The sequence below is a fragment of the Xanthomonas sp. NCPPB 2864 genome, from assembly GCF_056675615.1.
In genome coordinates, this window is sequence record NZ_JBWWVS010000001.1 from 835,685 (window position 1) to 859,480 (window position 23,796).

Sequence of the window (23,796 nt, forward strand, 5' to 3'; positions counted from 1 at the left end):
AGGAGTTTCATGAAACACACAATGCGCGCGCTGGTGCTCGCTTCGGTCGCCGCTCTGGCCGTCACCGCCTGCAAGAAGGAAGAGCCGGCACCGACCGCCGCCGCCGCTCCGGCTGCGCTGACCGCGCCGGCCAAGGATGACAACGCCGGCTGGAAGAAGTACCTGCAGGAAGTGGTCGGCCAGAACCTGGGCACCACCACCAACAGCCCGTTCCTGTATTACTTGCCGCCGGAGTCCGATGCCGAGTTCGCCGGCAGCTACGAGCGTCAGCTGGAAAGCGTCAAGACCGCACTCGCGCGTGGCGTGCAGCCGGGCAACATGCTGGCCTTCGGTTCGTCCGCCTCGACCAAGATGGCCGACCTGATCGACGCCGCGTTCAAGGACGTGCCGGCCGATTCGATGAAGGGCGTGCGCGTGCTGTTCATCGGCAATGCGGCCGAGAATGCGCGGGTGCAAGGCATCGTCCAGCCCAAGGGCGTGGAATACACCTTCGTTGAAGCCAAGTAATGCCGTACCAGGCCGGAGGCGCGGGAGGGCGCGTCCGGCCGCTGTGCGGGATCGCAGCATGCTGCTGATCCCGCACGCCGTCGGCGCCGGTCCGCTCGGACCGGTTACCGGCCACATGCATGGCGTTGTCTGTGCATCGCGCTACGCCCCGTGCGTCCGCTTCCAGCAGTACGTTGCGTTCCAGCGCCTGGCGTTGCATCGCGCCGCGCCACATCGCATGGTGGTGCCGATATGTCGCTGAAAATCAACGAGCTCTGCGTCAACTGCGATGTCTGCGAGCCGGCGTGCCCGAACCAGGCCATCTCGATGGGCGAAACCATCTACGTGATCGACCCGGCACGTTGCACCGAGTGCGTGGGCCATTTCGACGAAGCGCAATGCGTGGTGGTGTGCCCGGTCGAATGCATCGACCCGGATCCGGCAATACCGGAAACCCACGATCAACTGCTCGCCAAGCTCATGCAGCTGCAGCGCGACCACCCCGAACTGTACGAACAGGAGCCTCCCGCCCCGTGAGCATCTTTTCCCGACGTTTCTCTTCGCGCGGCCTGTTGCTGCTGGCCCTGGTGCTGGCACCGCCGGCCTGGGCTGCCGATGGCGCCAAGCCTGCAGCAGCCACGACCTCGCCGGTGGCGGGGCACCCGCCCGGTGCGGCGATTGCCAGCGGTCATGCGCTGGCCACCGATGCCGGCCTGCAGATCCTGCGCGAGGGCGGCAATGCGTTCGATGCGGCGATCGCGGTGTCGTCCACGCTGGCGGTGGTCGAGCCGATCAGCTCGGGGCTGGGTGGCGGCGGCTTCTTCCTGCTGCACGATGCCAAGACCGGCAAGGACGTGATGCTGGACGCGCGCGAGACCGCGCCCGAGTCAGCCAGCGAGGCGCAATTCCTGGACAAGCAGGGCGCGCTGGACCGCGACCGCTCGGTCAACGGTCCCTGGTCGGCCGGTATTCCCGGGCTGCCAGCAGCATTGGTGGAGCTGGCCACCAAGCACGGCCGGCTGCCGCTGAAGCAGTCGCTGGCGCCGTCGATCCGCATCGCCAGCGAAGGCTTCCCGGTGTATGCGCGCATGGCCAAGGGCTATGCCTCGCGGCGCGAGGTGATGGAGCGTTATCCCGGCACGCGTGAGGTATATCTGCGCGGCGGCAAGCCGATTGCCGAAGGCGACATCTTCAAGCAGCCCGAGCTGGCGCATACCCTGCAGCTGCTCGGCGACAAGGGCTTCGATGGCTTCTACAAGGGCGAAACCGCCAGGAAACTGCTGGCCGGCGTCAAGCAGGCCGGCGGGCAGTGGAAGGCCGCCGAGCTGTCCGGGTACCGGGTCAAGCAGCGCACGCCGATCCAGTTCGATTACCGCGGCTGGAAGATCACCACCGCACCGCCGCCGTCCTCCGGCGGGATCGCACTCGCCGCCATGCTGCAGATCCTGGAAGGCTGGGAACTGGACACGCTCGACGATGCGCACCGTACCCATCTGGTGGTGGAAGCGATGCGCCGGGCCTACCGCGACCGCACCTTCTTCCTGGGCGACCCGGACTTTGTCGCCGTGCCGCAGCGCGTGCTGACCAGCAAGGATTACGCACAAGGCCTGCGCGCCACGATCAACCCGGACAAGGCCACCCCCAGCGACCTGCTGTCGGGCAACCCGACCCCGCTGGAAGACGACGAGACCACGCACTTTTCCATCATCGACGGCGAAGGCAACCGCGTCGGCGCCACCCAGACCGTCAACCTGCTGTACGGCTCGGGCCTGATCCCCAAGGGCACCGGCGTGCTGCTCAACGACGAGATGGACGACTTCGCGCTCAAGCCGGGCACGCCCAATGCCTTCGGCGTGATGGGCTACGCGGCCAACGCCCCCAAGCCGGGCAAGCGCATGCTCAGCTCGATGACGCCGACCTTCATGGAATCGGCCGACAAGGTCGCGGTGATCGGCACGCCGGGTGGCAGCCGCATCATCACCATGGTGCTGCTCGGCATCCTGGGCTACGACGCCGGCCTGGACGCGCAGCAGGTCAGCGCCTTGCCGCGCTATCACCACCAGTGGCTGCCGGACGTGATCGAGGCCGAGAGCAACGCGTTCTCGCCACAGACCGCCAAGGCGCTGCAGGCGATGGGCCACGCGCTCAAGCTGCCGGGCGATACCGCCGAGGGCGGCCGCGGTTCCAGCCACGTCTGGGGCAACCTGCAGACGGTGGAATGGGACAAGCGCAGCAACGTGCTCACCGGCGGGAGCGACCCGCGCAACCCGGTGGGCAAGGCGCAGGTGCAGCTGGAGGCTGCGGCGCGCTGATCGCTGATTGATCGAGATATGCCTGTCCTCGTCGGCGAGGGCAGGCATGGTCGGACGGCAGCGGGTGTTGCCCGTTGCATCTGCCGCGCCGTGCCATGGCATGGCATGGCATGGCCTGCGCGATGACGCGGTCGGCCGCAGGTGCTCGCCACCATCGATGCAGGCACGCGGCCGCAGCGATGCATTTCCACGCGGTTGCCTATGCCAGGATTGGACTTGTCGCCCTGCGCCAATGCAGCGACCATCGCGGCATGAACATTTTCCAGACTCTGCTCACCGGCATGGTGATCGCATCGCCCATCGCCGCTTGCGCGGCCGACACCACCGGCGACAAGACCGCAGCGGCAACGGGCGCTGCCATCCACGTCAATCAGCTCGGCTATCTGCCGAGTTCGGCCAAGCTTGCGGTGCTCGGATTGCCGCAAGGCGCGGCGCCCGCTGCGGACCGTTTCACGGTCGAGGATGCGCAGGGCCGCCAGGTGCTGGAGGGCAAGCTGCAGGCCGCCGCGCTGTGGACGCCGGCCGGCCAGCAGGCGCGGGTGGCGGATTTTTCCAGCCTGCGCGCGCCGGGTACCTACCGATTGAAGATCGAGGGGCAGCCGGCGTCCGATCCGTTCCCGATCGCGGCCAGCGCGTATCGGCCCGTGCTCGACGCATCGCTGAAGGCGTTCTATTTCAATCGCGCCAGTACTGCGCTGCCGGCGCAGTTCGCCGGGCGCTATGCGCGCGCGGCCGGGCATCCGGATACGCAGGTGCGCATCCATCCTTCGGCGGCATCGGCCACGCGCCCGGCCGACAGCGTGATCAGTGCGCCCAAGGGCTGGTACGACGCCGGCGACTACAACAAGTACATCGTCAATTCCGGCATCAGCACCTATACCTTGCTGGCCGCCTATGAGCAGTACCCGGCACTGTTCAAGGCGCAGGCCTTGACCATTCCCGACGACGCGCCCGGCGTGCCCGGCATCCTGCAGGAGACCTGGTGGAATCTGGAATGGATGCTGGCCATGCAGGACCCGGCCGACGGTGGCGTGTACCACAAGCTCACCGACAAGCAGTTCGACGGGTTGGTGATGCCCGCGCAGGCCACGCAACAACGCTATGTAGTGATGAAGGCCACCGCCGCCACGCTGGATTTCGCCGCAGTGATGGCGGCAGCCAGCCGCGTTTATGCGCCGTTCGACAAGCAGTATCCGGGCGCATCGGCGCGCATGTTGAACGCCGCGCGCAGTGCCTGGGCGTGGGCGCAGCAACACCCGGATGTGATCTATCGCCAGCCCGACGACGTGCGCACCGGCGGCTACGACGATGCGCAGGTAGACGACGAATTCGCCTGGGCTGCGGCCGAGCTGTACGTGAGCACGCGCGAGGACGGCTTCTACGACGCAATGATTGCGCGCAACGTACCGGCGAGCGTGCCGGGCTGGAGCAACGTCGGCGGCCTGGCCTGGATGTCGCTGGCCGAACATCGCGACACGCTCACCCCGCATGCCGATCGCGCACGCATCGCGGGTGAGATCACCGGCCTGGCGCAGCGTCTTGCCGATGAGTGGCAGGCCTCGCCCTGGCGTCTGGCGATGACCGACACCGACTTCGTGTGGGGCAGCAATGCGGTGGTGCTCAACCGCGCGATGATGCTGATGCAGGGCTATCGGCTGACCCGGCAGCGGCCGTATCTGGATGCCGCGCAGTCGCAGCTGGATTACATCCTGGGGCGCAATCCGTTGGGCCTGTCGTTCGTCACGGGTGTGGGGCTACGCAGCCCGATGCATATCCACCATCGCCCCTCCGAGGCAGACGGCATCGACGCCCCGGTGCCGGGCTGGCTGGCCGGTGGTCCGCAACCGGGCCAGCAGGACGCCAAGGACTGCAAGGTGGCGTACCCCTCCAAACTGCCGGCGCTGTCGTATCTGGACAACACCTGCAGTTATGCCAGCAACGAGGTGGCGATCAACTGGAATGCGCCGCTGGTGTATGTGAGTGCGGCGATCCAGGCATCGACGCAGTAGGGCGGGCGTTTTTCAACGCGATGCCCGATGCCGCCGCCGTTCCTTCTCCCATCGGGAGAAGGTGGCGCGTAGCGCCGGATAAGGGTGCGCCTCAGGGGAGCTACCAATGCCGGCAATGACAAACGTGTCGCCACGCGCCGTCAGAAGTGACTCACCGACTGCTTCGCTCGACGGACCTTCACCCCAATCCCCACTGCGCGCCCCCGGCCCGCGCTTGCGGCGCAGGCGCTTCAAGGCACGCGCGCCAAGGGCGCGCAAGCGGAGTCTTCTCGCCCCGCAGGCAGAGGGGCTTCAAGCCTCCGCAGCTCACTCCACCCGCGTTCCGAAGATGCGGTCGCCTGCATCACCCAGGCCGGGCAGGATGTAGCCCTTGTCGTTGAGGTGGTCGTCGATCGCGGCGGTGTAGACCTCCACGTCCGGATGCACGGCTTCCAGTGCCTTGAGGCCTTCCGGTGCGGCGACCAGGAAGATGCCCTTGATCCGCCGCGCGCCGGCGCGCTTGAGCATGTCGATGGTGGCGATCAGCGTGCCGCCGGTGGCTAGCATCGGGTCCAGGATCAGTGCATCGCGTTCTTCCAGGCGGCCGGTGAGGCGTTCGAAGTAGGGCACCGGCTGCAGGGTTTCTTCGTCGCGCTGCAGGCCGACCACGCTCACGCGCGCGGCCGGGATCAGCGCCAGCACGCCGGGCAGCATGCCCAACCCTGCGCGCAGGATCGGCACCAGGGTGATTTTTGCGCCGGCAATCCGCTGCACGGTCACCGGGCCGGCCCAGCCGGGTTGCACGTGCGATTCGGTGTCCAGATTGGCGGTGGCCTCGTAGGCCAGCAGGGTGCCCAGCTCGGTGACCAGTTCGCGGAAGCCCTTGGTGCTCAAGGCGGCATCGCGCAGCAGACCGATCTTGTGCTGGACGAGGGGGTGACGCACTTCGACGATTTTCATGGGCAGCGACAGGCGGGAGAGACCCACAGTGTGCCGCAGCCGGCGGCAGCGTCGCCACACATTGCGCGTGATCGCGCTTGCAGATGTCATGTCAGTGAAACGTCGTAGACATAGTGTGCCCACCCATTCTTAACCGATTGGGGAAGCACCCGTGTTGAACAAGACTCCGCTGTGCCTGGCGATCACGCTGACGTTGGCGGCGGCCGCGTGGAGCCCGCTTGCGCAGGCGGCCGAGGGTGCGGCAGCTGCCACCGGTGCATCCGGCGCGGCGGCCATCGATCTGGAGCGCCTGGAAGTGCGCCCGCAGGTGGAATCGCAGGTGCGCGCAGTCGATCTCAAGCGTGGCTCCGATGCGATCCAGGATGCGGTGGCTTCCGATGCGATGGGCCGCTACCCCGACAAGAATGTTGCAGAATCCTTGCAGCGCCTGCCCGGCGTCAGCGTCACCCGCGATCAGGGCGAGGGCCGCTTCGTGGTGATCCGCGGCCTGGATTCGGCGCTCAACAGCGTCACCATCGACGGCATGACCATGGGCACGCCGGAAGACGGCACGCGCTCGGCACCGCTGGACGTGATTCCGTCCGACTCCACCGAACGCCTGAAGGTGGTCAAGTCGCCGACCCCGGACATGCCGGGCGATTCCATCGGCGGTGCGATCCAGGTCGAGTCCACCTCCGCGTTCGATCGCGATGGCCGCACGCTGCGCGGCTCGGTCGAAGGCAGCCACCAGTCGCTGTCGGGCAAGACCAGCCCGAAGGGCGCGTTCAACTACAGCGATATCTTCGACGGCACCTTCGGCGTCGCAGTGGGCGTGAACTACCAGGACCGCGAATTCGAATCCGACAATACCGAGGTGGCCTACGACAGCTTCGACGGCGGTGCGGCCGACGATCTGTTCGCCGGCGAGGTGCAGCGTCGCAAGTACTTCATCGAGCGCACCCGCATGGGCGCCAACCTCAATCTGGACTGGCGCCCGGATGCGGACAACCGCTATTACCTGCGCACGCTGTACAGCCGCTTCGACGATGCCGAAACGCGCCAGCGCACCATCTTCGGCCTGGCCGATGGGCAGGTCAGCGCCAATGGCGATGGCACCTACGAGGTGGCCGACCTGCCGGCCGATGCCATCTCCAAGCGCGTGCGCTATCGCACCAAGAAGGAGGACACCATGGCCTTGAGCGTGGGCGGTGAAAACCGTCTGAGCGCGGCCACGGTGGATTACAAGCTGGGCTACACCAAGACCACCGAGCGCGTGAACGACGAGATGGAAGCGCGCTTCAACTATGACGGCGACGATCTGTCGGCCACGGTCGACCAGAACAGCGGCATTCCGCGCCTTGGCTTTTCCGATAACGGCTGGCAGAGCAACGACGATTTCGTGTTCGACCGCTTCGTGCTTGCGCCCAAGCGGGTGGACGACAGCGAGCGCAGCGCGCAGATCAATGTACGCTTCGACGGCGAGCATTCCAGCCTGAAGATGGGTGTACTCGGCCGCTGGCGCGAGCGCGATGTCAATGTGGACGAAAGCGAGCTGCGTCGCGGGCCGGCGATCGATCTGAGCGACTGGACCACCGCCGCGCCGGAACACCGTGGCGGCACGCTGGGCGAAAGCATCGGCTCGGACGGCATGCGCCGTTACTGGAACACCTCCGGCAATCTGTACAGCGCACGCCCGCAGGATGTCGGCGGCAATCTGCAGACCTCGCTGCAGGACGACTACAAGGCCACCGAAGACGTGTTCGCCACCTATGTGATGGGCACCTGGGACATCGGTGCGCTGCGCGCGATTGCCGGTGTGCGCGTGGAAAACACCCAGTTCGACGCCACCGGCAATCAGGTCGACGTGGCCGAGAACGGCCGCACCGCCACGGTGACGCCGCGCGAAGCCTCCAGCAGCTACACCAATGTGCTGCCTGGCCTGCATCTGCGCTACGACACCGGCAACGACTGGGTACTGCGGTTTGCCGCCAACAAGACCTTGTCGCGGCCTGCGTTCGGTGATGTCTCCCCGCGCGTGAGCATCAATCGCGGCGACAACGAGGTGAACGTCGGCAACCCCGATCTCGATCCGTATCGCTCCACCAACCTGGACCTGTCGTTCGAAAAGTACATCGGCAGCACCGGTCTGATCTCGCTCGGCGTGTTCAACAAGTCGATCGACGACTACATCGTGCAGACCATCAGCACCAACGATGCCGAGTTCCCCGACCTGCAGGTCACGCGCTCGATCAACGGCGACACCGCCAAGGTGCGCGGCGCCGAATTCAACTGGCAGCAGGCGCTGGACTTCCTGCCCGAAGGCTGGAACGGCCTGCTGGTCGGCGCCAGCGCCACCGTGCTGGACAGCGACTTCGATCCCGGCCTGAGCGATCGCGCCGGCGAGGACTTCACCTTGCCGCGCTCGTCCAAGCGCATCTACAGCGGCCACCTGGGCTACGAAAAATATGGCTTCAGTGCGCGGGTTGCGGCGGTGTACCGCAGCGAGTACCTGGACACCATCGGCGAAAGCCGCGCGTACGATATCTATGTCGCCCCGCATACCCAGCTGGATTTCAGCATGAACTACCAATTCAACAGCCACGTCAGCCTGTATCTGGAAGCGCAGAACCTGCTGGACGAACCGCTGGAGCTGTACCAGGGCGTGCCCTCGCGCACGCTGCAGAACGAAGAATACGGCCGCACCTATGCGCTCGGCCTGAAGGTGGCACTGTGATCGCAACGCGCACGCGGCTCCACACACCGTTACTCCACACCACGCTGCTCGCCAGCGCGCTGGCGCTGACCGCCTGCGCCAGCGCACCGGCCGACCGCGAAGCCGACGAGGCATTGCTGAAAGACCCCTTGCTCAGCGAGGCCAAGGTGGCGCACCAGGTGGTGCCGGAGGCCTTCATCACCGCGCTGACCCCGGCCGACAATCTGGATTCGCCGGCCAGCTGGAGTGCGCCCGATGGCCGCCGCTGGTTGATCGCCACCGCCAAGGCCACGCATGCGCTGGTGGTGTTCGATGGCGATAGCGGCAAACGCCTGCGCGTGGTCGGCGGCAAGGGCAAGGCGCTGGGCAAGCTGGATCGCCCGAACGGGATTTCGGTGGTCGACGATCTGGTGTTCGTGGTCGAGCGCGACAATCGCCGCGTGCAGGTGTTTGCGCTGCCCGACTTCAAGCCGCTGACCAGCTTCGGCCAGGACGAACTGCGCGAGCCCTACGGCCTGTGGGTGCGCAAGCACGACGGCGGCTACGAGGTGGTGGTCAGCGACAACTACATGTCGCCGGCCAACAAGGATGTGCCGCCGCCGGTGGCCGAACTCGGTCAACGCTTTCGGCGCTATCAATTGAGCGCTGCGGGGCAGGGCTGGCAGGCGCGCTTGACCCAGAGCTTCGGCGATACCAGCGACGCGGGCGCGATCCGGATCGCCGAGTCGGTGTTCGGCGATGAAGCGCATGCGCGCCTGATGATTGCCGAAGAAGACGTCGCCGTGGGCACGCAGTTGCGCGAATACGGCATGGACGGACGCTACCGCGGCCGCAATGTCGGCAGCGGCCTGTTCAAGGCGCAGGCCGAAGGCATGACGCTGTTTGCGTGCAAGGACGGTAGCGGCTACTGGATCGCCACCGATCAGTTCAAGGACCGCAGCGTGTTCCAGGTATTCGATCGCCAGAGCCTGGCGCATGTCGGTGCCTTCGCTGGCCGGGTGACTGCCAATACCGACGGCGTGTGGCTGGATCAACGCGGCGATGCGCGCTTTCCGGGCGGGGTGTTCTATGCCTTGCACGACGATCAGGCGGTGGCGGCATTCGACTGGCGCGATATCGCGCGCACGCTGCGCCTGAAAGAGTGCGCGCCATGAGCGCGGCACGTGCGGCGCTGTCTGCAGCGCTGTTGCTGGGGGCGATGGCAGGCACGCGGGCGTTTGCCGCCGAGCGCGCCGCCGAACCGAATACCCAGGTGCCGGCGGGTTCCACCCACTATGTTGCCGATGGCTTCCCGGACCGCATCGTCGCCACGCCCGCGCAGGCGGCGGCGACCGGTTTCGCAGTGGCCTGGCGTACCGATGCCAGCGTCGACCAGCCGTGGCTGGAACTGGTGGTTGCCGGCGACTCGCCCGACCTGGGTACGCCGCGCCGCATCCGTGCCAGCACCGCCACGCTGGCCAGCGAAAACGGCAGCTCGCACCACCACCGCGCCGACATCGACGGGCTGAAGCCGGACACGCTGTACGCCTACCGCGTGCAGGGCAACCGTACCTGGGGTGCGTGGAATCATTTCCGCACCGCCGCCAGCCCCGACACACCGCTGACGCTGCTGTACTTCGGCGACACCCAGAACAAGAACCTCAGCCTGGTCTCGCGGGTGATCCGCCAGGCCTGGCGCAGCGCACCGGACGCGCGGCTGGCCCTGTTTGCCGGCGACCTGGTCAGCGGCAAGGACGGCCAGGACGACAACGAATGGGCCGAGTGGTTCGAAGCCGGGCGCTGGTTGCTGGAAGGCACCGCAGTGGCACCGGCGCCGGGCAATCACGAGTATCACGAAGAGGGCGAGGACACCCCGCAGGCCACGCGCACGCTCGGCAACCACTGGCCGGTGACCTTCGCCCTGCCGCGCAACGGGCCGTCGGCCACGGCGCGCACCAGCTACTGGTTCGACTATCAGGGCGTGCGCATCGCCGTGCTGGACGGCACCTCGGTGCTGGATCTGGGCACCGGCCCGGCACAGGCGCAGTGGCTGGACACGGTACTGGCCGACAACCCGCATCCGTGGTCGATCGTGTTGATCCACCAGCCGTTCTTTTCCCCGCGCGCCGATCGCGAGAACCAGAAGCTGGTCGAGCAGGTGCTGCCGGTGATCCGCCGCCACAAGGTCGATCTGGTGCTGCAGGGCCACGACCACACCTACGGCCGGCGCGGCGATGACGCAGGGCAGGCGACGCCGGTGTTCGTGGTCTCGGTGGCCGGGCCCAAGCAGTACCGGCTCTCGGACATGGCGCGCAAGACCATGCGTCCGGTCGGCGAAGACACCCAGCTCTATCAGGTGCTTCGCATCGACAACCAGAAGTTGCGTTACGAGTCGCGCACCGCCACCGGACGTCTCTACGATGCGTTCGAGCTGGAGCGCGGCAGCGATGGCGGCAAGCGGCTGGTGGAGCAGGAAGCCGGGCGCATCGCACCGCGCGATTGCCCGCGCAGCGCAACCCTGAAGGGACGTGCAGACCGGTGCTGGGAGTGAGGCACAGGACAACAGCGTTGCGAGCTCCGCCGTGCGGGATGACGAGGCTGTGAGCGAACTTCGCTTCTGGATTGATGATGCGAATCGGCGGCAGGCGTAACCATTTAAAATTGTGAATTACGTCACACTAATAATGGGACTACTGTTGCGGCTAACCGGAGCTCCATCCGGGTAGCCGCTTTTTGGTGCGGTGCTTCGGTGGAGGTCTGGTTCCCCCAGCCCCGAGAAGCCCCCATGATCCCCCACGTGTTCCATCTCACTGCGCCGACCAAGCACCTGCTTTGGGAAGAGCGCAAGATCCAGGCCCGCCTGCAGCGGCTGTTGCCGGGCTGGACCTGCCATGTCTGGGACGACGCCGACAACTCCGCACTGATGCGGCGCGCGTTCCCGGAATTCGCCGACCGCTACGAGGCGATACGCTTCGGCGTGATGAAGGCCGACATCGCGCGCTGCGCCTATATGCACAGCTACGGTGGCTTCTATTTCGACACCGACTACAAGCTGCTGCGCACGCTTGGCGCGGACGTACTGGCACAGCAATGCGTGCTGCCGATCGAAGAGGGCGCGCCCGGCAACGAGCAGTTCAAGATCGGCAACGCCGTGTTCGGCTCGGAGGCAGGGCATCCGTTCTGGCGCGCCTTCATCGAGCACATCTTCACCACGCATGCGCCCGAGATGCTGGAAGACCACCGGCAGATTCCGATGATCTCCGGCCCGCGCGGGCTGACGCGTTTCTACAACGCGCACGCCGGCGAGTTTGCCGGCATCGTGTTCCCGGCGCGCGATGCGTTCCATCCGGATCGCACCTGGTTCGGGCTCGGCCACCGTGGCGGCACCGTCGCGGTGGGCTCGCACCTGTGCTGGGCGTCCTGGCGCGGCAAGTCGCCACGCCGGGCCGTGACCAATTACCTGCGCCGCAAGCTGAGCGCCGTGCCGATCTGACCAGCCGGGCAGCACATCGCCGCGCGCGACGGCAGGGACGCGCGGTGAGCTTCGGGGCGGCCGCGCACCTGTCCGAGGCGCGCAAGTAATGCCTGCGTCGCCTTGGCTTCAAGCGGCTCGCAAAACCATGGCGCTCACTGATCAGTGAGCGCAGCCGGTACTCGGAATCGGCGTGCACCGCTCGGATACTGCGCACCGTCCACTACCTGCGGACTGCCCGCCATCTTCTGCGGGTGGCTCTCAGGCCGCTTCGGCCTGGGCCTGGCGCGGACCTTCCTTCAGTGCACGCGCGATCAACCCGACCAGCAGATCGAGCTCGTCTTCGTCCATCGCAAAGTGCGGGGTGAAGCGCAGCGAATTCTCGCCGCCATGGATGACGTTGACGCCGCGATGGCGCAGCCACTCTTCGGTGGAACCGGCGCCATAGCACTTGAATTGCGGTGCCAGTTCGCAAGAGAACAGCAAGCCGGTGCCCTGCACCTTGGTGATCAAACCGCCGAGCTCGGACTGCAGTGCCTGCAGCTTGGCGATCGCCTGCGCGCCGCGGGTGCGGATGTTCTCGCGCACCTGCGGGGTGAACAACGCCAGCGTGGCGCAGGCGACATCCAGCGCACGCGGATTGGTGGTCATGGTGTTGCCGTAGGTCCCCTTGCGGTACACCTGCGCGGCGTGTGCGGTCACTGCCAGTACCGACAGCGGGTATTGCGCAGCGTTGAGCGCCTTGGAATAGGTCTCCAGATCCGGCGGGTCGAGCTGCTCGAAGCCGGGGTAATCCACCACCGACAGCACGCCGTGCGCGCGCAGACCGGCCTGGATCGAATCCACCAGCAGCAGGCTGCCATGCAGGCGGGTCAGTTCGCGCGCCGCGGCATAGAACGCGGCCGGCAATGCGCGGCCCGGGTCGCCTTCGCCCATCACCGGCTCCAGGAACACCGCCTCGATAAACCAGTGATTGCGCGCGGCCTCGTCGAAGGCGCGCTGCAGCGCCGCCACGTCGTACGGCGCGATCGCGATCACCGAGTCTTCGTCGCGGTAGCTGGCCAGGTACTTGGTGTAGGTCTTGCGGCTGGAATCGGAATACAGGCCGGGGCGGTCGGTACGGCCATGGAAGCTGCCCTTGACCACCACGCGCTTGATGCTGGCACCAGCATGGCGCGCGCCCGGGTCGGTGTGCAGCTTGGCGTTGGTATCGACGATGCGCGCGGCCAGACCGACCGCTTCGGAGCCGGAGTTGAGACACATGAAGCGTGCGAACGTACAGCCGCCACGGGTATGGCCGATCTCGGCGCGCAGGGCGCGGTCGAGCCGGCGCTGCGCCAGGCTGGGGGTCATCACGTTGGCCATCACCTGCGGACGCGCCATCGCCTCGAGCACCGGCGCGGGGGTATGGCCGAAGCCGAGCATGCCGTAGCCGCCGGCGTCGTACAGCACCGCGCCCTTGAGCGTGATCACCCAGGGACCGCGCGCGGCCAGCGCCACGTACGGGGTCACCGCATCGTCGGCATAGAAATTGATGAAGCCGTCCTGCACCGCACCGATCTGGGCGTCTTCGTCCAGGTCCAGCAGGTCGGCGGCCTCCGCGCGCACCTGCGCGTACTCGGCGGCCGCGGCGTCGATGGCGCGTGCAAGATCCGGGTGGTTGGCGGCCAGACGCTCGATGCTGGCATCGTCCAGGCCATCGGTCAGGCGGCGGCCGGCGTGGGCACGCAGCGGGGCGAGCGGGGCGAGGACGGACATGGCGCATCTCCTGCAAGGTGGCGTTCCCTTCCTATTATCGGCAGAAGATCGGCGTTTGGCAGCGTGAATCCGAGCAAGAAGTCGGGTATTTTCGTCGAATCGACGAACCAATTGGGCAAAAGTGAAAATCACTCCCTCCGACGAACGCCTGCTGTCGCTGCTGCGCGAGGACGCGCGCGCCTCCACCGCGCAGATTGCGCGCCGGCTCGGGCTGTCGCGCACCACCGTGCAGAGCCGGATCGAAAAACTCGAACGCGACGGCGTGATCAGCGGCTACACCGTGCGCACCCACGACGCCTACGAACAGGGCCGCATCCGCGCGCATATCCTGATCACCGTGCTGCCCAAGAAGATGCCGGCCGTGGTCAAGGCGCTGCGCGACATCCCGCAGGTGCGCCTGCTGCACTCGGTCAGCGGCGCCTACGACCTGATCGCCCTGGGCGTGGTCGGCGGCGTCAACGAGATGGACGTGCTCACCGACGCCATCGGCGCGATCGACGGCGTGGAGCGCACGACGACGTCGATCATTTTGTCAACGAAGTTTGAGCGGTGAGAGGCGGGGAATCGGGAGTGGGGAATCGGGAATCGGGAGAGCATGATCCGGTGACCGGAGCCCTTACTGCGCAAAGCGGCCCGCTTTTACGATTCCCGATTCCCGATTCTCCATTCCCGGCCGCAGTTACAATATCCGGCTCCTCAGCCAACACATCCTGCGGCCTTGAAGAAGTCCGATTTCAACTATTCGCTGCCCGACGAGCTGATTGCCCAGGCGCCGTTGGCCGAGCGGGCGGCCAGCCGCTTGCTGGTGGTGCCGCCGTCGCCGCAGGCGCTGGTCGACCGGCAGGTGCGGGATCTGCCCGAGCTGCTGCAGCCGGGCGATCTGCTGATCTTCAACGATACCCGGGTGATCCCGGCGCGCCTGTTCGGGCAGAAGGCCAGTGGCGGGCGGGTGGAAATCCTGATCGAGCGCCTGCTCGGCGAGCGCGAGGCGCGGGTGCAGATCGGCGCCAGCAAGTCGCCCAAGGCCGGCAGTTGGATCGCGCTGGATGCCGGCGGCCAGGCGGAGGTGCTGGGCCGCGACGGCGAGTTCTATCTGCTGCGCTTCGAGATCCCCACACCGCTGGAGCACTGGCTGCTGGAAGCCGGGCGCCTGCCGCTGCCGCCGTACATCCGCCGCGAGCCGGGAGTGGAAGACCGCGAGCGCTACCAGACCGTGTTCGCGCGCGAGGTCGGTGCGGTCGCCGCGCCCACTGCCGGGCTGCATTTCGACGAGGCATTGCTGGCACGCCTGCGCGAGCGCGGGGTCGAGTTCGGCCATGTCACCCTGCATGTGGGCGCCGGCACCTTCCAGCCGGTACGCGTGGATGCGCTCGATCAGCACGTGATGCACACCGAATGGCTCAACGTCGGCGCCGCGCTGGTCGAGCAGGTGCGCCGCACCCGGGCCCGCGGCGGCCGCGTCATCGCGGTGGGAACCACGGTGGTGCGCTCGCTGGAAAGCGCCTGGCGCACCAGCGATGCCGCGCCCGAGGGCGAACTGCTGCCATTTGCCGGCGAAACCCAGATCTTCATCCTGCCCGGCTACCGCATCCGCAGCGTCGACGCGATGGTCACCAACTTCCATCTGCCCGAAAGCACGCTGCTGATGATGGTCTCGGCCTTCGCCGGCCGCGAGCGCATCTTCGCCGCCTATCAACACGCCATCGAACAGCGCTATCGCTTCTTTTCCTACGGCGATGCGATGTTGCTGTGGAGCAGGGATTGGGGAGTCGGGAGTGGGGATTCGTAACAGCACTCCGCTCGCCGCCTTCTCGCTTTTGCCAATCCCGAATCCCCAATTTCCAATCCCGGCCTTTCAATGTCCCGACTCCAGTTCCAGCTCCAAGCCACCGACGGCCATGCCCGGCGTGGGCGTCTGACCTTTCCGCGTGGCACCGTCGAGACGCCGGCGTTCATGCCGGTGGGCACCTATGGCTCGGTCAAGGGCATCCTGCCCGAGCAGATCCGCGCGCTGGGTGCGGAGATCATCCTGGGCAATACCTTCCACCTGTATCTGCGCCCGGGCCTGGATGTGATCGGCGATCACGGCGGCTTGCACGGGTTTGCGCGCTGGGACGGGCCGATCCTCACCGATTCGGGCGGGTTCCAGGTGTTTTCGCTGGCGCATCGCCGCAAGATCACCGAGCAGGGCGTGACCTTCGCCTCGCCCACCGATGGCGCGCGGGTGTTCCTGGGCCCGGAAGAGAGCATGCAGATCCAGAAGGTGCTCGATTCGGACATCGTGATGATCTTCGACGAATGCACGCCGTACCCGGCCACCGAAGAGGTGGCGCGGCGCTCGATGGAGCTGAGCCTGCGCTGGGCGCAGCGCTCGCGGCAGGCGCATGACGGGCTGGGCAACGACGCGGCGCTGTTCGGCATCGTGCAGGGTGGGGTGCATCCGGACCTGCGCAGCCGCTCGCTGGACGGGCTGCAGGGCATCGGGTTCGACGGCTACGCCATCGGCGGGCTGGCGGTGGGCGAGCCGGAGCACGAGCGCAACGCGATGCTGGAACACCTGCATCCGCGCCTGCCGGCCGACCGCCCGCGTTACCTGATGGGGGTGGGCCGGCCGGAGGACCTGGTCGAAGGCGTGGCACGGGGCGTGGACATGTTCGACTGCGTGATGCCCACCCGCAATGCGCGCAACGGGCATTACTTCACCTCCTTCGGCACCGTGCGCATCCGCAACGCCAAGTACGAGCGCGACCTGGACACCATCGAGCCGGGCTGCGGCTGCCATGCCTGCAGCAGCGGCTACACGCGCTCCTACCTGCGCCATCTGGACCGCTGCAACGAGATGCTGGCGCCGATGCTGGGCACCCTGCACAACCTCTGGTACTACGAGAAGTTGATGGCCGACCTGCGTGCGGCGATCGCCTCGGGAACCTTTGCCGAGTTCCGGCGGTCCTTCTATGCGGCACGCGGCGCCATCACGCCGCCGTTGCCGGGGGAAACCAGCTGAGACCGGCCGTCCGCGCCCTTGCGCGGACGGTTTGGAACCTGCATGGCATAATTCCCGGCTGTTCCGCTCCGGCGGTACCTGAATAGCGAGCGGCCGGTTGGCGCGCTGGCACCCAAACTAGGATGCACTGAATGAATCTGCTCGATTTCCTGATCCCCGTCGCCCAGGCGCAGGCCACTGGCGGCGCGCCGGCGCCCGGCCCGATGGGCGGCCTGTCCACCTTCGCGCTGCCGATCATCCTGATCGCGGTCATGTACTTCCTGATGATCCGCCCGCAGATGAAGCGCCAGAAGGAGCACAAGTCGCTGCTGGACAAGCTGGCGCGCGGCGACGAGGTCATCACCTCCGGCGGCGTGGCGGGCGTGATCACCGATATCGGCGACAACTTCATCACCGTGGAAGTGGCCGACAACGTGCGCATCCGCGTACAGAAGAGTGCCGTGGGCCACGTGCTGCCCAAGGGCACGCTGAAGTCTGCCAACTAAGCGGCAACCAACCCGCTGCGCCCACTGTCAGGTGGGCGCAGTCGGTGCCGCGAACCGGCGTTCTCCGCCGCATCCACCTGACGACCGCTGGCGACGTTGTGTTGGCCGCTGGAAGTCGTTCTCACTGCTAGGCGCGTCGCCGGGATGGTGTCGCGCGGGACTGTCGCAATGCTCGAATTTCCTCGCTGGAAGTATTTCCTGATCCTGCTGGTGCTAGCGGTCAGCGCGTTGTACGCGTTGCCCAACATCTACCAGAAGGACCCGTCCGTGCAGATCACCGCCAGCCGCGGCGCCCAGCTCGACGATGCCTTGCGCAGCCGCATCGACGCCGACCTCAAGGCCGCCGGCATCACGCCGAAGGCCGTCACCCGGGAAGGCGACAGCCTGATGGTGCGCCTGCCCAACCTGCAGGCACAGACCCGTGCCAACGACGTGCTGCGCCAGCAACTGGGCGAAAACTACACGGTGGCGCTGAATCTGGCCTCGACCGTGCCGGACTGGCTGGCCAAGCTGGGCGGCCGGCCGATGGTGCTGGGCCTGGACCTGGTCGGCGGCGTGCACTTCGCCATGCAGGTGGACCAGAAGGCCGCGCTGGAAAAGCGCCTGGACGGCTTTGCCGAAGACATCCGCACCACGCTGCGTGACGGCCGTATCGCCTACCGCTCGGTCGAGCGCCGCGGCGACAACAGCATCCAGGTCAGCCTGAGCGAAGGCGCCAGCGTCGACGCAGCGCGTACCGCGCTGGCCAAGTCGCAGCCGACCCTGACCTACGACGTCAGCGGCCAGAACATCTCGGTCAAGGTGCCGGAGGCCGAACTCAAGCAGATCGCCAGCGGCGCGATCGAGCAGAACCTCACCACCTTGCGTAACCGCGTCAACGCGCTGGGCGTGTCCGAACCGACCATCCAGCGCCAGGGCGAGGACCGCATCGTGGTCGAACTGCCCGGCCTGCAGGACACCGCCGAGGCCAAGCGCCTGATCGGCGCCACCGCCTCGCTGGAATTCCGTGCGGTGGTCGAAGGCAATGCCGAAGACGCCGTGCGCAGCGGCAGCATCCCGCCCGAAGCCAAGGTCTACCGCGTACGCGATACCGGTGCGCCGGTGCTGCTCAACAAGCGCGCGCTGGTGACCGGTGACCAGATGGTCAGCGCCAGCGTCAGCACCGACCAGAACGGCATGCCGGCGGTGGCGGTGACGCTCAACAACGTCGCCGGCCAGCGCATGCTGGACTACACCAGCGCCAACGTCGGCAAGCTGATGTCGGTGGTCTACATCGAGCGCATTCCCACCGTCAGCATGGTCGACGGCAAGGAAGTGCGCAGCGTGCGGGTCAAGGAAGAGGCGCTGTCGCCGACCCGCATCGCCGGCGTGTTCGGCAAGAACTTCCAGACCACCGGCCTGGAGAAGGTGGAGGCCGAGAACCTGGCCAAGCTGCTGAAATCCGGTTCGCTGGCCGCACCGATGGATTTTGTCGAGGAATACGTGATCGGCCCGAGTCTGGGCGCGGAGAACGTGGAGCGCGGCGTCACTGCGGTGATCTACTCGTTCCTGTTCACGCTGGTGTTCTTCACCGTCTACTACCGCGTGTTCGGCGCGATCACCTCGGTGGCGCTGTTGTTCAACCTGCTGATCGTGGTGGCGGTGATGTCGCTGTTCGGCGCGACCATGACGCTGCCCGGGTTTGCCGGCCTGGCCTTGTCGGTGGGCCTGTCGGTGGACGCCAATGTGCTGATCAACGAGCGTATCCGCGAGGAGCTGCGACTGGGCGTGCCGGCCAAATCGGCGATTGCCGCCGGTTATGAAAAGGCCGGCGGCACCATCCTGGACGCCAACCTCACCGGTTTGATCGTGGCGGTGGCCTTGTACGCGTTCGGCACCGGCCCGCTGAAGGGCTTCGCGCTGACCATGATGATCGGTATCTTCGCCTCGATGTTCACCGCGATCACCGTGTCGCGTGCGCTGGCGGTGCTGATCTACGGCCGCCGCAAGAAGCTGAAGACCGTCGCCATCTGAGATGCGAGTCCGGCCTTGTCCCTGCAGCGCGCTGCAAGGGGCGGGGGATGAATCCCTTCGCAAGCGCTGCGCATCCTGACGGTGTGCAACGTCTAAACGGAAGATCTTTTCCATGAAATTGTTCCCGCTCCATCTCATTCCCAACGACACCAAGATCGACTTCATGCGCCTGCGCAAGCCGGTGCTGATCCTGATGCTGGTGATCGCGGTGGCCTCGGTCGGCGTCATCGTCGGCAAGGGCTTCAACTACGCATTGGAATTCACCGGCGGCACGCTGGTGCAGACCTCGTTCCAGAAGACCGTGGACGTGGATCAGGTGCGCGAGCAACTGGCCAAGGCCGGCTTCGAGAACGCCCAGGTGCAGAACGCGCGCGGCGGCAACGAAGTGATGATCCGCCTGCAGGCGCGCGAGCAGCACAACAACCGCGACGATGCCGCAACCACCGTCGCCGAAGAAGTGCGCAAGGCGGTCAGCACCGCGCAGAATCCCGCCACCGTGCAGCCGGGCGAGTTCGTCGGCCCGCAGGTCGGCAAGGACCTGGCCTTGAACGGCGTGTACGCTACCGTGTTCATGCTGGTGGGCTTTCTGATCTATATCGCCTTCCGCTTCGAGTGGAAGTTCGCGGTGGTCGCCAGCCTGACCGCTCTGTTCGACCTGCTGGTCACCGTGGCCTTCGTGTCGCTGACCGGCCGCGAGTTCGACCTGACCGTGCTGGCCGGCCTGTTGTCGGTGATGGGCTTTGCGATCAACGACATCATCGTGGTGTTCGACCGCGTGCGCGAAAACTTCCGCGCGTTGCGGGTGGAGCCGCTGGAGGTGCTGAACCGCTCGATCAACCAGACGCTGTCGCGCACGGTGATCACCGCGGTGATGTTCTTCCTGTCGGCGCTGGCCCTGTACATCTACGGCGGCGAGTCGATGGAGGGCCTGGCCGAGACGCACATGATCGGCGCGGTGATCGTGGTGATCTCCTCGGTGATCGTGGCAGTGCCGATGCTGAGCATCGGGCCGTTTGCCGTCACCAAGCAGGATCTGCTGCCCAAGGCCAAGGACGTGGAGGCGCTGGCGCGTCGTCCCTGATTGGTCATCGATCTTCGATCACGAAAAAACCGCGCGCTGCGCGGTTTTTTCGTTTTGGCGCATCAAGCAGGTCAGCGCAGCGCGTCGTAGGAGCGCGCCTGAGCGCGACCGGGCTTTATCGGTAACGCCTCATCGCGCCCAGGTGCGCTCCTACGAAGCAAGGCGAAGTGCGCTGGCTAAACCCGCCGAAACCAGGTCAGCCATGCAGTGCAATGCGTCGTAGGAGCGCGCCAGAGCGCGACCGGGCTTTATCGGGAATGCCTCATCGCGCTCAGGCGCGCTCCTACCGAGCTAGGTGAGTGTGCTGCAACGTCCTGCAACGCACGCACCGATCCTCGCGGACTTACAGATTCCAGTCGATCCGCATGCCTGCAATCAGCGCGTTCTTCAGATCGTTGGTACGGGTCGGTTCGTTGAACTGGTCGGGGTTGATCACGTAATGCAGGTTCGGCGCGATGCGCAGGCGCTTGGTGACCTGGATGCCGTAGCTCAGCTCCATCATGATCTGGTTGTCGGCCGGGGTGCCGGTGCCGCCGGCCGAGGCGCGCGCCAGGCGCAGGTTTTCGATCGCCTCGTCGCTGTACTTCTGCTGGGTGATCACAAACGCAATGTTGTCCTGCGGGCGGCTGGCGAAGGTGCCTTTCTGCACCAGGCCCAGTTGCACGAAGTGGTCCTCGATCGCCTGGCCGCCGGTGCTCTTGAGGATGGCGCCGAACACGGTCAGGCCACGGGCGCCGGACGGATCCGGGTTGGTGACCTGTTGTTCGAAGCGGGCGAACATGCCCGAGCGGCCCTGCTTGTTCTCGTAGCCCAGGCCGCTGAGCACGGCCGGGTTGCCGTTGCGGTCGCGCAGCGGGTCGGTGTAGTCGGAGTTGTCCTGCCAGCCGCCCAGTTCGTACATCGCGGCCATGCTGCCGTCGCCGCCCTTGTTCTTGTAGCCGACCGCGTAAGGCACCACCACGCCGGTGGTGTCGTCGGTGCTCCACTTCAGGCCGTGCTGGCCGTCCTGCGCCTGCACCGGGTTCACCTCGTAGGCGCCCACGTGCACATAGACCTTGGGCGTGACCCAGGCGGTGGCATGCGCGGCCCAGCTGGACACCGGCCAGTAGGTGAAGTTGCTGGTGCGGAACACGAAGGTGGGGTTGCCGCAGGCCGAGTTGCCCTGGAAGTACTGGCACAGGTCCGAGCCGAGGAAGTGGATGTTGGCCACGCTGCGGCCGGCCTCCAGTTCCAGGCGGTCGTCGAACAGTTTCTGCAGCAGGGTGAAGTTGGCCAGCCGCGTGCCCTGGCCACCGTAGATCTCCTGCACCGAGGTGCTGTTGCCGATGCTGCTGTTGGCCAGGTTGGTGCCGTGGCGGTTGGTGACGTACAGCTTGACGGTGGCGCCGCCCCAGCCGAACAGGCGGTCCATGTCGACGTCGGTACCGACCATCAGCTGGCCGGCATAGGCGTCGCCGTTCTTGCGGCCGCCATCGATCATCGAGGCGGCTTCGCCGGTGTAACCCAGCTTGAGCTTGAAGGCATCGGCGGCATCCTGCGCGTGGGCGAGCGGGGTCAGCGCCAGTGCCAGCGACAGGCACAGCAGGCGGGGACGGGCATGGCGGGGGGCGAGGACGGTCATGGCAGGACTCCGAACGAAGGAAGGCGTGGCCGGGTGGCGAACGCGACAGCTAGGGGATGGGCAAGCCGCTGGCCGCGCACGAGGGTGCGCAGCGCAGCGGTGAAACCAGTCAGGGGTGGGGCGGGGCGGCGATCAGGCGTGGCGCATGCGCGGGCGGCAAGCGCCAGTGGCGGGGTGGCCGAAGGTCAGGCGACCACGTCGGCCACCGGCTTCTTGAGCAGGCGCAGTGCCACCGCGGTGACCACCACGCCGACCACCAGGGCCAGCACGTAATTGAGCAGGTGGGTCACCGCGTTGGGGATCAGCAGCACGAAGATGCCGCCGTGCGGTGCCTTCAACTCGGCGCCGGCGGTCATCGAGATCGCGCCGGCCACGGCCGAGCCGATCACCAGCGCCGGAATGGTGCGCAGCGGGTCGCGCGCGGCATACGGGATGGCGCCTTCGGTGACGAAGGCCAGCCCGAGCACGCCGGCGGCCGTGGCCGAGCCGCGCTCTTCCACGGTGAAGCGGTTGCGGAACACCCAGGTGGCCAGCGCGATGCCCAGCGGCGGGGTCATGCCGGCGACCATGGCGGCGGCCATCGGGGTGTAGACCTGGCTGGCGATCAGGCCGGTGGAGAACGCATAGGCGGCCTTGTTGACCGGCCCGCCCATGTCGAAGGCCATCATGCCGCCGAGCAACAGGCCCAGCAGCAACGCGCTGCTGCCCTGCATGCCGCGCAGCCAGGCGGTGAGCCAGGCCAGCAGGTCGGCCACCGGCTGGCCGAACACGTACATCATCGCCAGGCCGACCAGCAGCGTGCCCAGCACCGGCAGGATCAGCACCGGCTTGAGTCCTTCCAGGTTACGCGGCAGGCGGATGTAGCGGTTGAGCGCGGCCACGCCGTAGCCGGCGATGAAGCCGGCAATGATGCCGCCGAGGAAACCAGCATTGAGGTTGGCCGCGACCAGGCCGCCGATCATGCCGGGCGCGATGCCGGGGCGGTCGGCGATGGAGTAGGCGATATAGCCGGCCAGCGCGGGCACCATCAGGGTGAAGCCGGCCTTGGCGCCGATCTGGAACAGCGACCAGGCCAGCGTGCCCTGGTGGGCATCGTCGCCGGCATAGATGCCGCCGAGCGCGAATGCCAGCGCGATCAACAGGCCGCCGGCGGTGACGAAGGGCAGCATGAACGACACGCCGGTCATCAGGTGCTTGTAGGCGCCGGTGCGGCCGTTGCCGGTGTTTTCGGCCTTGGCGGCGCCTGCGACCGGCGCCGCGCCGCCGTGCACGCCGGCTTCGGCCAGCGCTTTCTGGATCAAGGCCGGGCCATCGTTGATGGCCGGCTTGGTGCCGCTCTTGAACAGGCGCTTGCCGCCGAAACGGGCCAGGTCGACTTCGCGATCGGCGGCGATCAGCACCAGGTCGGCGTCGCGGATTTCCGCGTCGGTCAGGGCGTCCTGCGCGCCGACCGAGCCCTGGGTTTCCACGCGGATCTGGTAGCCGAGTTTCTTCGCGGCCTGCTGCAGGCCTTCGGCTGCCATGAAGGTGTGCGCGATGCCGGTGGGGCAGGAGGTGATCGCAACGATGCGCTTGCTGCCGGCGCCCGCGCTGCCTGCGGCAGCCGATGCATTCGTGGCAGCCGGTGCGGCGAGCTGGTTCACCGCGGCGGCCGGGTCGTCCAGTACCGCGCCCAGGCTCAGGCGCAGCAGCTGCGCGTCGCCGAAGCGGGCGGTGTCGGCATCGGCGTCGCCGATCACCAGCACCTGGCTGGCGGCGCTGGCCAGTTCGCCCGGCAATGCGCCGAGCACGCCCTGGTCGCTGCGGATTTCGATCGTCACGCTGCGCCCGGCGGCGGTGGCCGCGCGGCGCAGCGCTTCGGCCGCCAGGACGGCTTCGGTGCTGCGGTCGCCAGCGGCGATGACCACGATGGAAGAGGACATGCAAATCTCCTGCGTTGTTCGGT

General features: G+C 66.9%; 19 protein-coding genes. 15 read left to right on the plus strand and 4 right to left on the minus strand.

Features of this window, described 5'->3' with window-relative positions; genetic code table 11:
• The first annotated feature begins 9 nt into the window (after positions 1-9).
• The 5 genes from AC1KVE_RS03510 to AC1KVE_RS03530 all read left to right on the plus strand — a co-directional run bounded on the left by AC1KVE_RS03510 (position 10) and on the right by AC1KVE_RS03530 (position 4,807).
• Positions 10-507 carry a hypothetical protein gene (locus AC1KVE_RS03510; protein WP_039516474.1) on the plus strand — a complete coding sequence of 166 codons (498 nt, stop codon included), beginning with the start codon at positions 10-12 and terminating at the stop codon, positions 505-507.
• Between the two features lie 58 nt (positions 508-565).
• Positions 566-748: a hypothetical protein gene (locus tag AC1KVE_RS03515; RefSeq protein ID WP_184431395.1), complete on the plus strand. Its 183-nt coding sequence runs from the start codon at positions 566-568 to the stop codon at positions 746-748.
• Positions 739-1,023, plus strand: a complete 285-nt coding sequence (locus tag AC1KVE_RS03520) for a YfhL family 4Fe-4S dicluster ferredoxin (RefSeq protein ID WP_003489796.1) — start codon at positions 739-741, stop codon at positions 1,021-1,023. The genes AC1KVE_RS03515 and AC1KVE_RS03520 overlap by 10 nt, the downstream gene beginning before the upstream one ends.
• The gene (gene ggt / locus AC1KVE_RS03525) at positions 1,020-2,798 is read left to right on the plus strand and encodes a gamma-glutamyltransferase (RefSeq protein ID WP_154832202.1); all 1,779 of its coding nucleotides are present in this window, start codon (positions 1,020-1,022) and stop codon (positions 2,796-2,798) included. The genes AC1KVE_RS03520 and ggt overlap by 4 nt, the downstream gene beginning before the upstream one ends.
• A gap of 251 nt (positions 2,799-3,049) precedes the next feature.
• Positions 3,050-4,807, plus strand: coding sequence for a glycoside hydrolase family 9 protein (locus tag AC1KVE_RS03530; RefSeq protein ID WP_046345976.1), 1,758 nt, complete (start codon positions 3,050-3,052; stop codon positions 4,805-4,807).
• 306 nt (positions 4,808-5,113) lie between these two features.
• Here AC1KVE_RS03530 and upp read toward each other — a convergent pair whose 3' ends face one another.
• Entirely contained in the window at positions 5,114-5,746 is a 633-nt protein-coding gene (upp, locus tag AC1KVE_RS03535; protein ID WP_024940024.1) for a uracil phosphoribosyltransferase, read from the minus strand.
• A gap of 151 nt (positions 5,747-5,897) precedes the next feature.
• On the opposite strand from upp, the gene AC1KVE_RS03540 reads away from it, so the two are divergent.
• The 4 genes from AC1KVE_RS03540 to AC1KVE_RS03555 all read left to right on the plus strand — a co-directional run bounded on the left by AC1KVE_RS03540 (position 5,898) and on the right by AC1KVE_RS03555 (position 11,910).
• On the plus strand, positions 5,898-8,459 hold the full coding sequence (locus tag AC1KVE_RS03540) for a TonB-dependent receptor (protein ID WP_435012156.1): 2,562 nt from the start codon (positions 5,898-5,900) through the stop codon (positions 8,457-8,459).
• Positions 8,456-9,592, plus strand: coding sequence for a phytase (locus tag AC1KVE_RS03545; RefSeq protein ID WP_481091903.1), 1,137 nt, complete (start codon positions 8,456-8,458; stop codon positions 9,590-9,592). The genes AC1KVE_RS03540 and AC1KVE_RS03545 overlap by 4 nt, the downstream gene beginning before the upstream one ends.
• Complete coding sequence (locus tag AC1KVE_RS03550) at positions 9,589-10,968, plus strand: purple acid phosphatase family protein (protein WP_481091902.1); 1,380 nt, start codon at positions 9,589-9,591, stop codon at positions 10,966-10,968. Before AC1KVE_RS03545 ends, AC1KVE_RS03550 begins: the two co-directional genes overlap by 4 nt.
• Before the next feature lie 234 nt (positions 10,969-11,202).
• The gene (locus tag AC1KVE_RS03555) at positions 11,203-11,910 is read left to right on the plus strand and encodes a glycosyltransferase family 32 protein (protein ID WP_104607926.1); all 708 of its coding nucleotides are present in this window, start codon (positions 11,203-11,205) and stop codon (positions 11,908-11,910) included.
• A gap of 240 nt (positions 11,911-12,150) precedes the next feature.
• On the opposite strand, the gene AC1KVE_RS03560 is transcribed toward AC1KVE_RS03555, so the two are convergent.
• On the minus strand, positions 12,151-13,647 hold the full coding sequence (locus tag AC1KVE_RS03560) for an aminotransferase class III-fold pyridoxal phosphate-dependent enzyme (protein WP_481091901.1): 1,497 nt from the start codon (positions 13,645-13,647) through the stop codon (positions 12,151-12,153).
• A 121-nt stretch (positions 13,648-13,768) separates the two neighbouring features.
• On the opposite strand from AC1KVE_RS03560, the gene AC1KVE_RS03565 reads away from it, so the two are divergent.
• The 6 genes from AC1KVE_RS03565 to secF all read left to right on the plus strand — a co-directional run bounded on the left by AC1KVE_RS03565 (position 13,769) and on the right by secF (position 20,230).
• A complete protein-coding gene (locus AC1KVE_RS03565) occupies positions 13,769-14,200 on the plus strand; it encodes an Lrp/AsnC family transcriptional regulator (RefSeq protein ID WP_016903291.1) in 432 nt (143 codons plus the stop codon).
• 165 nt (positions 14,201-14,365) lie between these two features.
• Positions 14,366-15,436 carry a tRNA preQ1(34) S-adenosylmethionine ribosyltransferase-isomerase QueA gene (queA, locus tag AC1KVE_RS03570; RefSeq protein ID WP_154832196.1) on the plus strand — a complete coding sequence of 357 codons (1,071 nt, stop codon included), beginning with the start codon at positions 14,366-14,368 and terminating at the stop codon, positions 15,434-15,436.
• 69 nt (positions 15,437-15,505) lie between these two features.
• Positions 15,506-16,651: a tRNA guanosine(34) transglycosylase Tgt gene (gene tgt / locus AC1KVE_RS03575; RefSeq protein WP_016903293.1), complete on the plus strand. Its 1,146-nt coding sequence runs from the start codon at positions 15,506-15,508 to the stop codon at positions 16,649-16,651.
• Positions 16,652-16,782: 131 nt separating this feature from the next.
• A complete protein-coding gene (gene yajC / locus AC1KVE_RS03580) occupies positions 16,783-17,136 on the plus strand; it encodes a preprotein translocase subunit YajC (protein ID WP_016903294.1) in 354 nt (117 codons plus the stop codon).
• A 168-nt stretch (positions 17,137-17,304) separates the two neighbouring features.
• On the plus strand, positions 17,305-19,149 hold the full coding sequence (secD, locus tag AC1KVE_RS03585; RefSeq protein WP_039516458.1) for a protein translocase subunit SecD: 1,845 nt from the start codon (positions 17,305-17,307) through the stop codon (positions 19,147-19,149).
• A 112-nt stretch (positions 19,150-19,261) separates the two neighbouring features.
• Positions 19,262-20,230, plus strand: coding sequence for a protein translocase subunit SecF (gene secF, locus AC1KVE_RS03590; protein WP_016903296.1), 969 nt, complete (start codon positions 19,262-19,264; stop codon positions 20,228-20,230).
• 343 nt (positions 20,231-20,573) lie between these two features.
• Here the strand turns inward: secF and AC1KVE_RS03595 are convergent, their stop codons facing one another.
• Both AC1KVE_RS03595 and AC1KVE_RS03600 read right to left on the minus strand, forming a co-directional pair.
• The gene (locus AC1KVE_RS03595; protein ID WP_016904598.1) at positions 20,574-21,851 is read right to left on the minus strand and encodes a carbohydrate porin; all 1,278 of its coding nucleotides are present in this window, start codon (positions 21,849-21,851) and stop codon (positions 20,574-20,576) included.
• Between the two features lie 185 nt (positions 21,852-22,036).
• Complete coding sequence (locus AC1KVE_RS03600; RefSeq protein WP_184625209.1) at positions 22,037-23,773, minus strand: PTS fructose transporter subunit IIC; 1,737 nt, start codon at positions 23,771-23,773, stop codon at positions 22,037-22,039.
• Between the last annotated feature and the right edge of the window lie 23 nt (positions 23,774-23,796).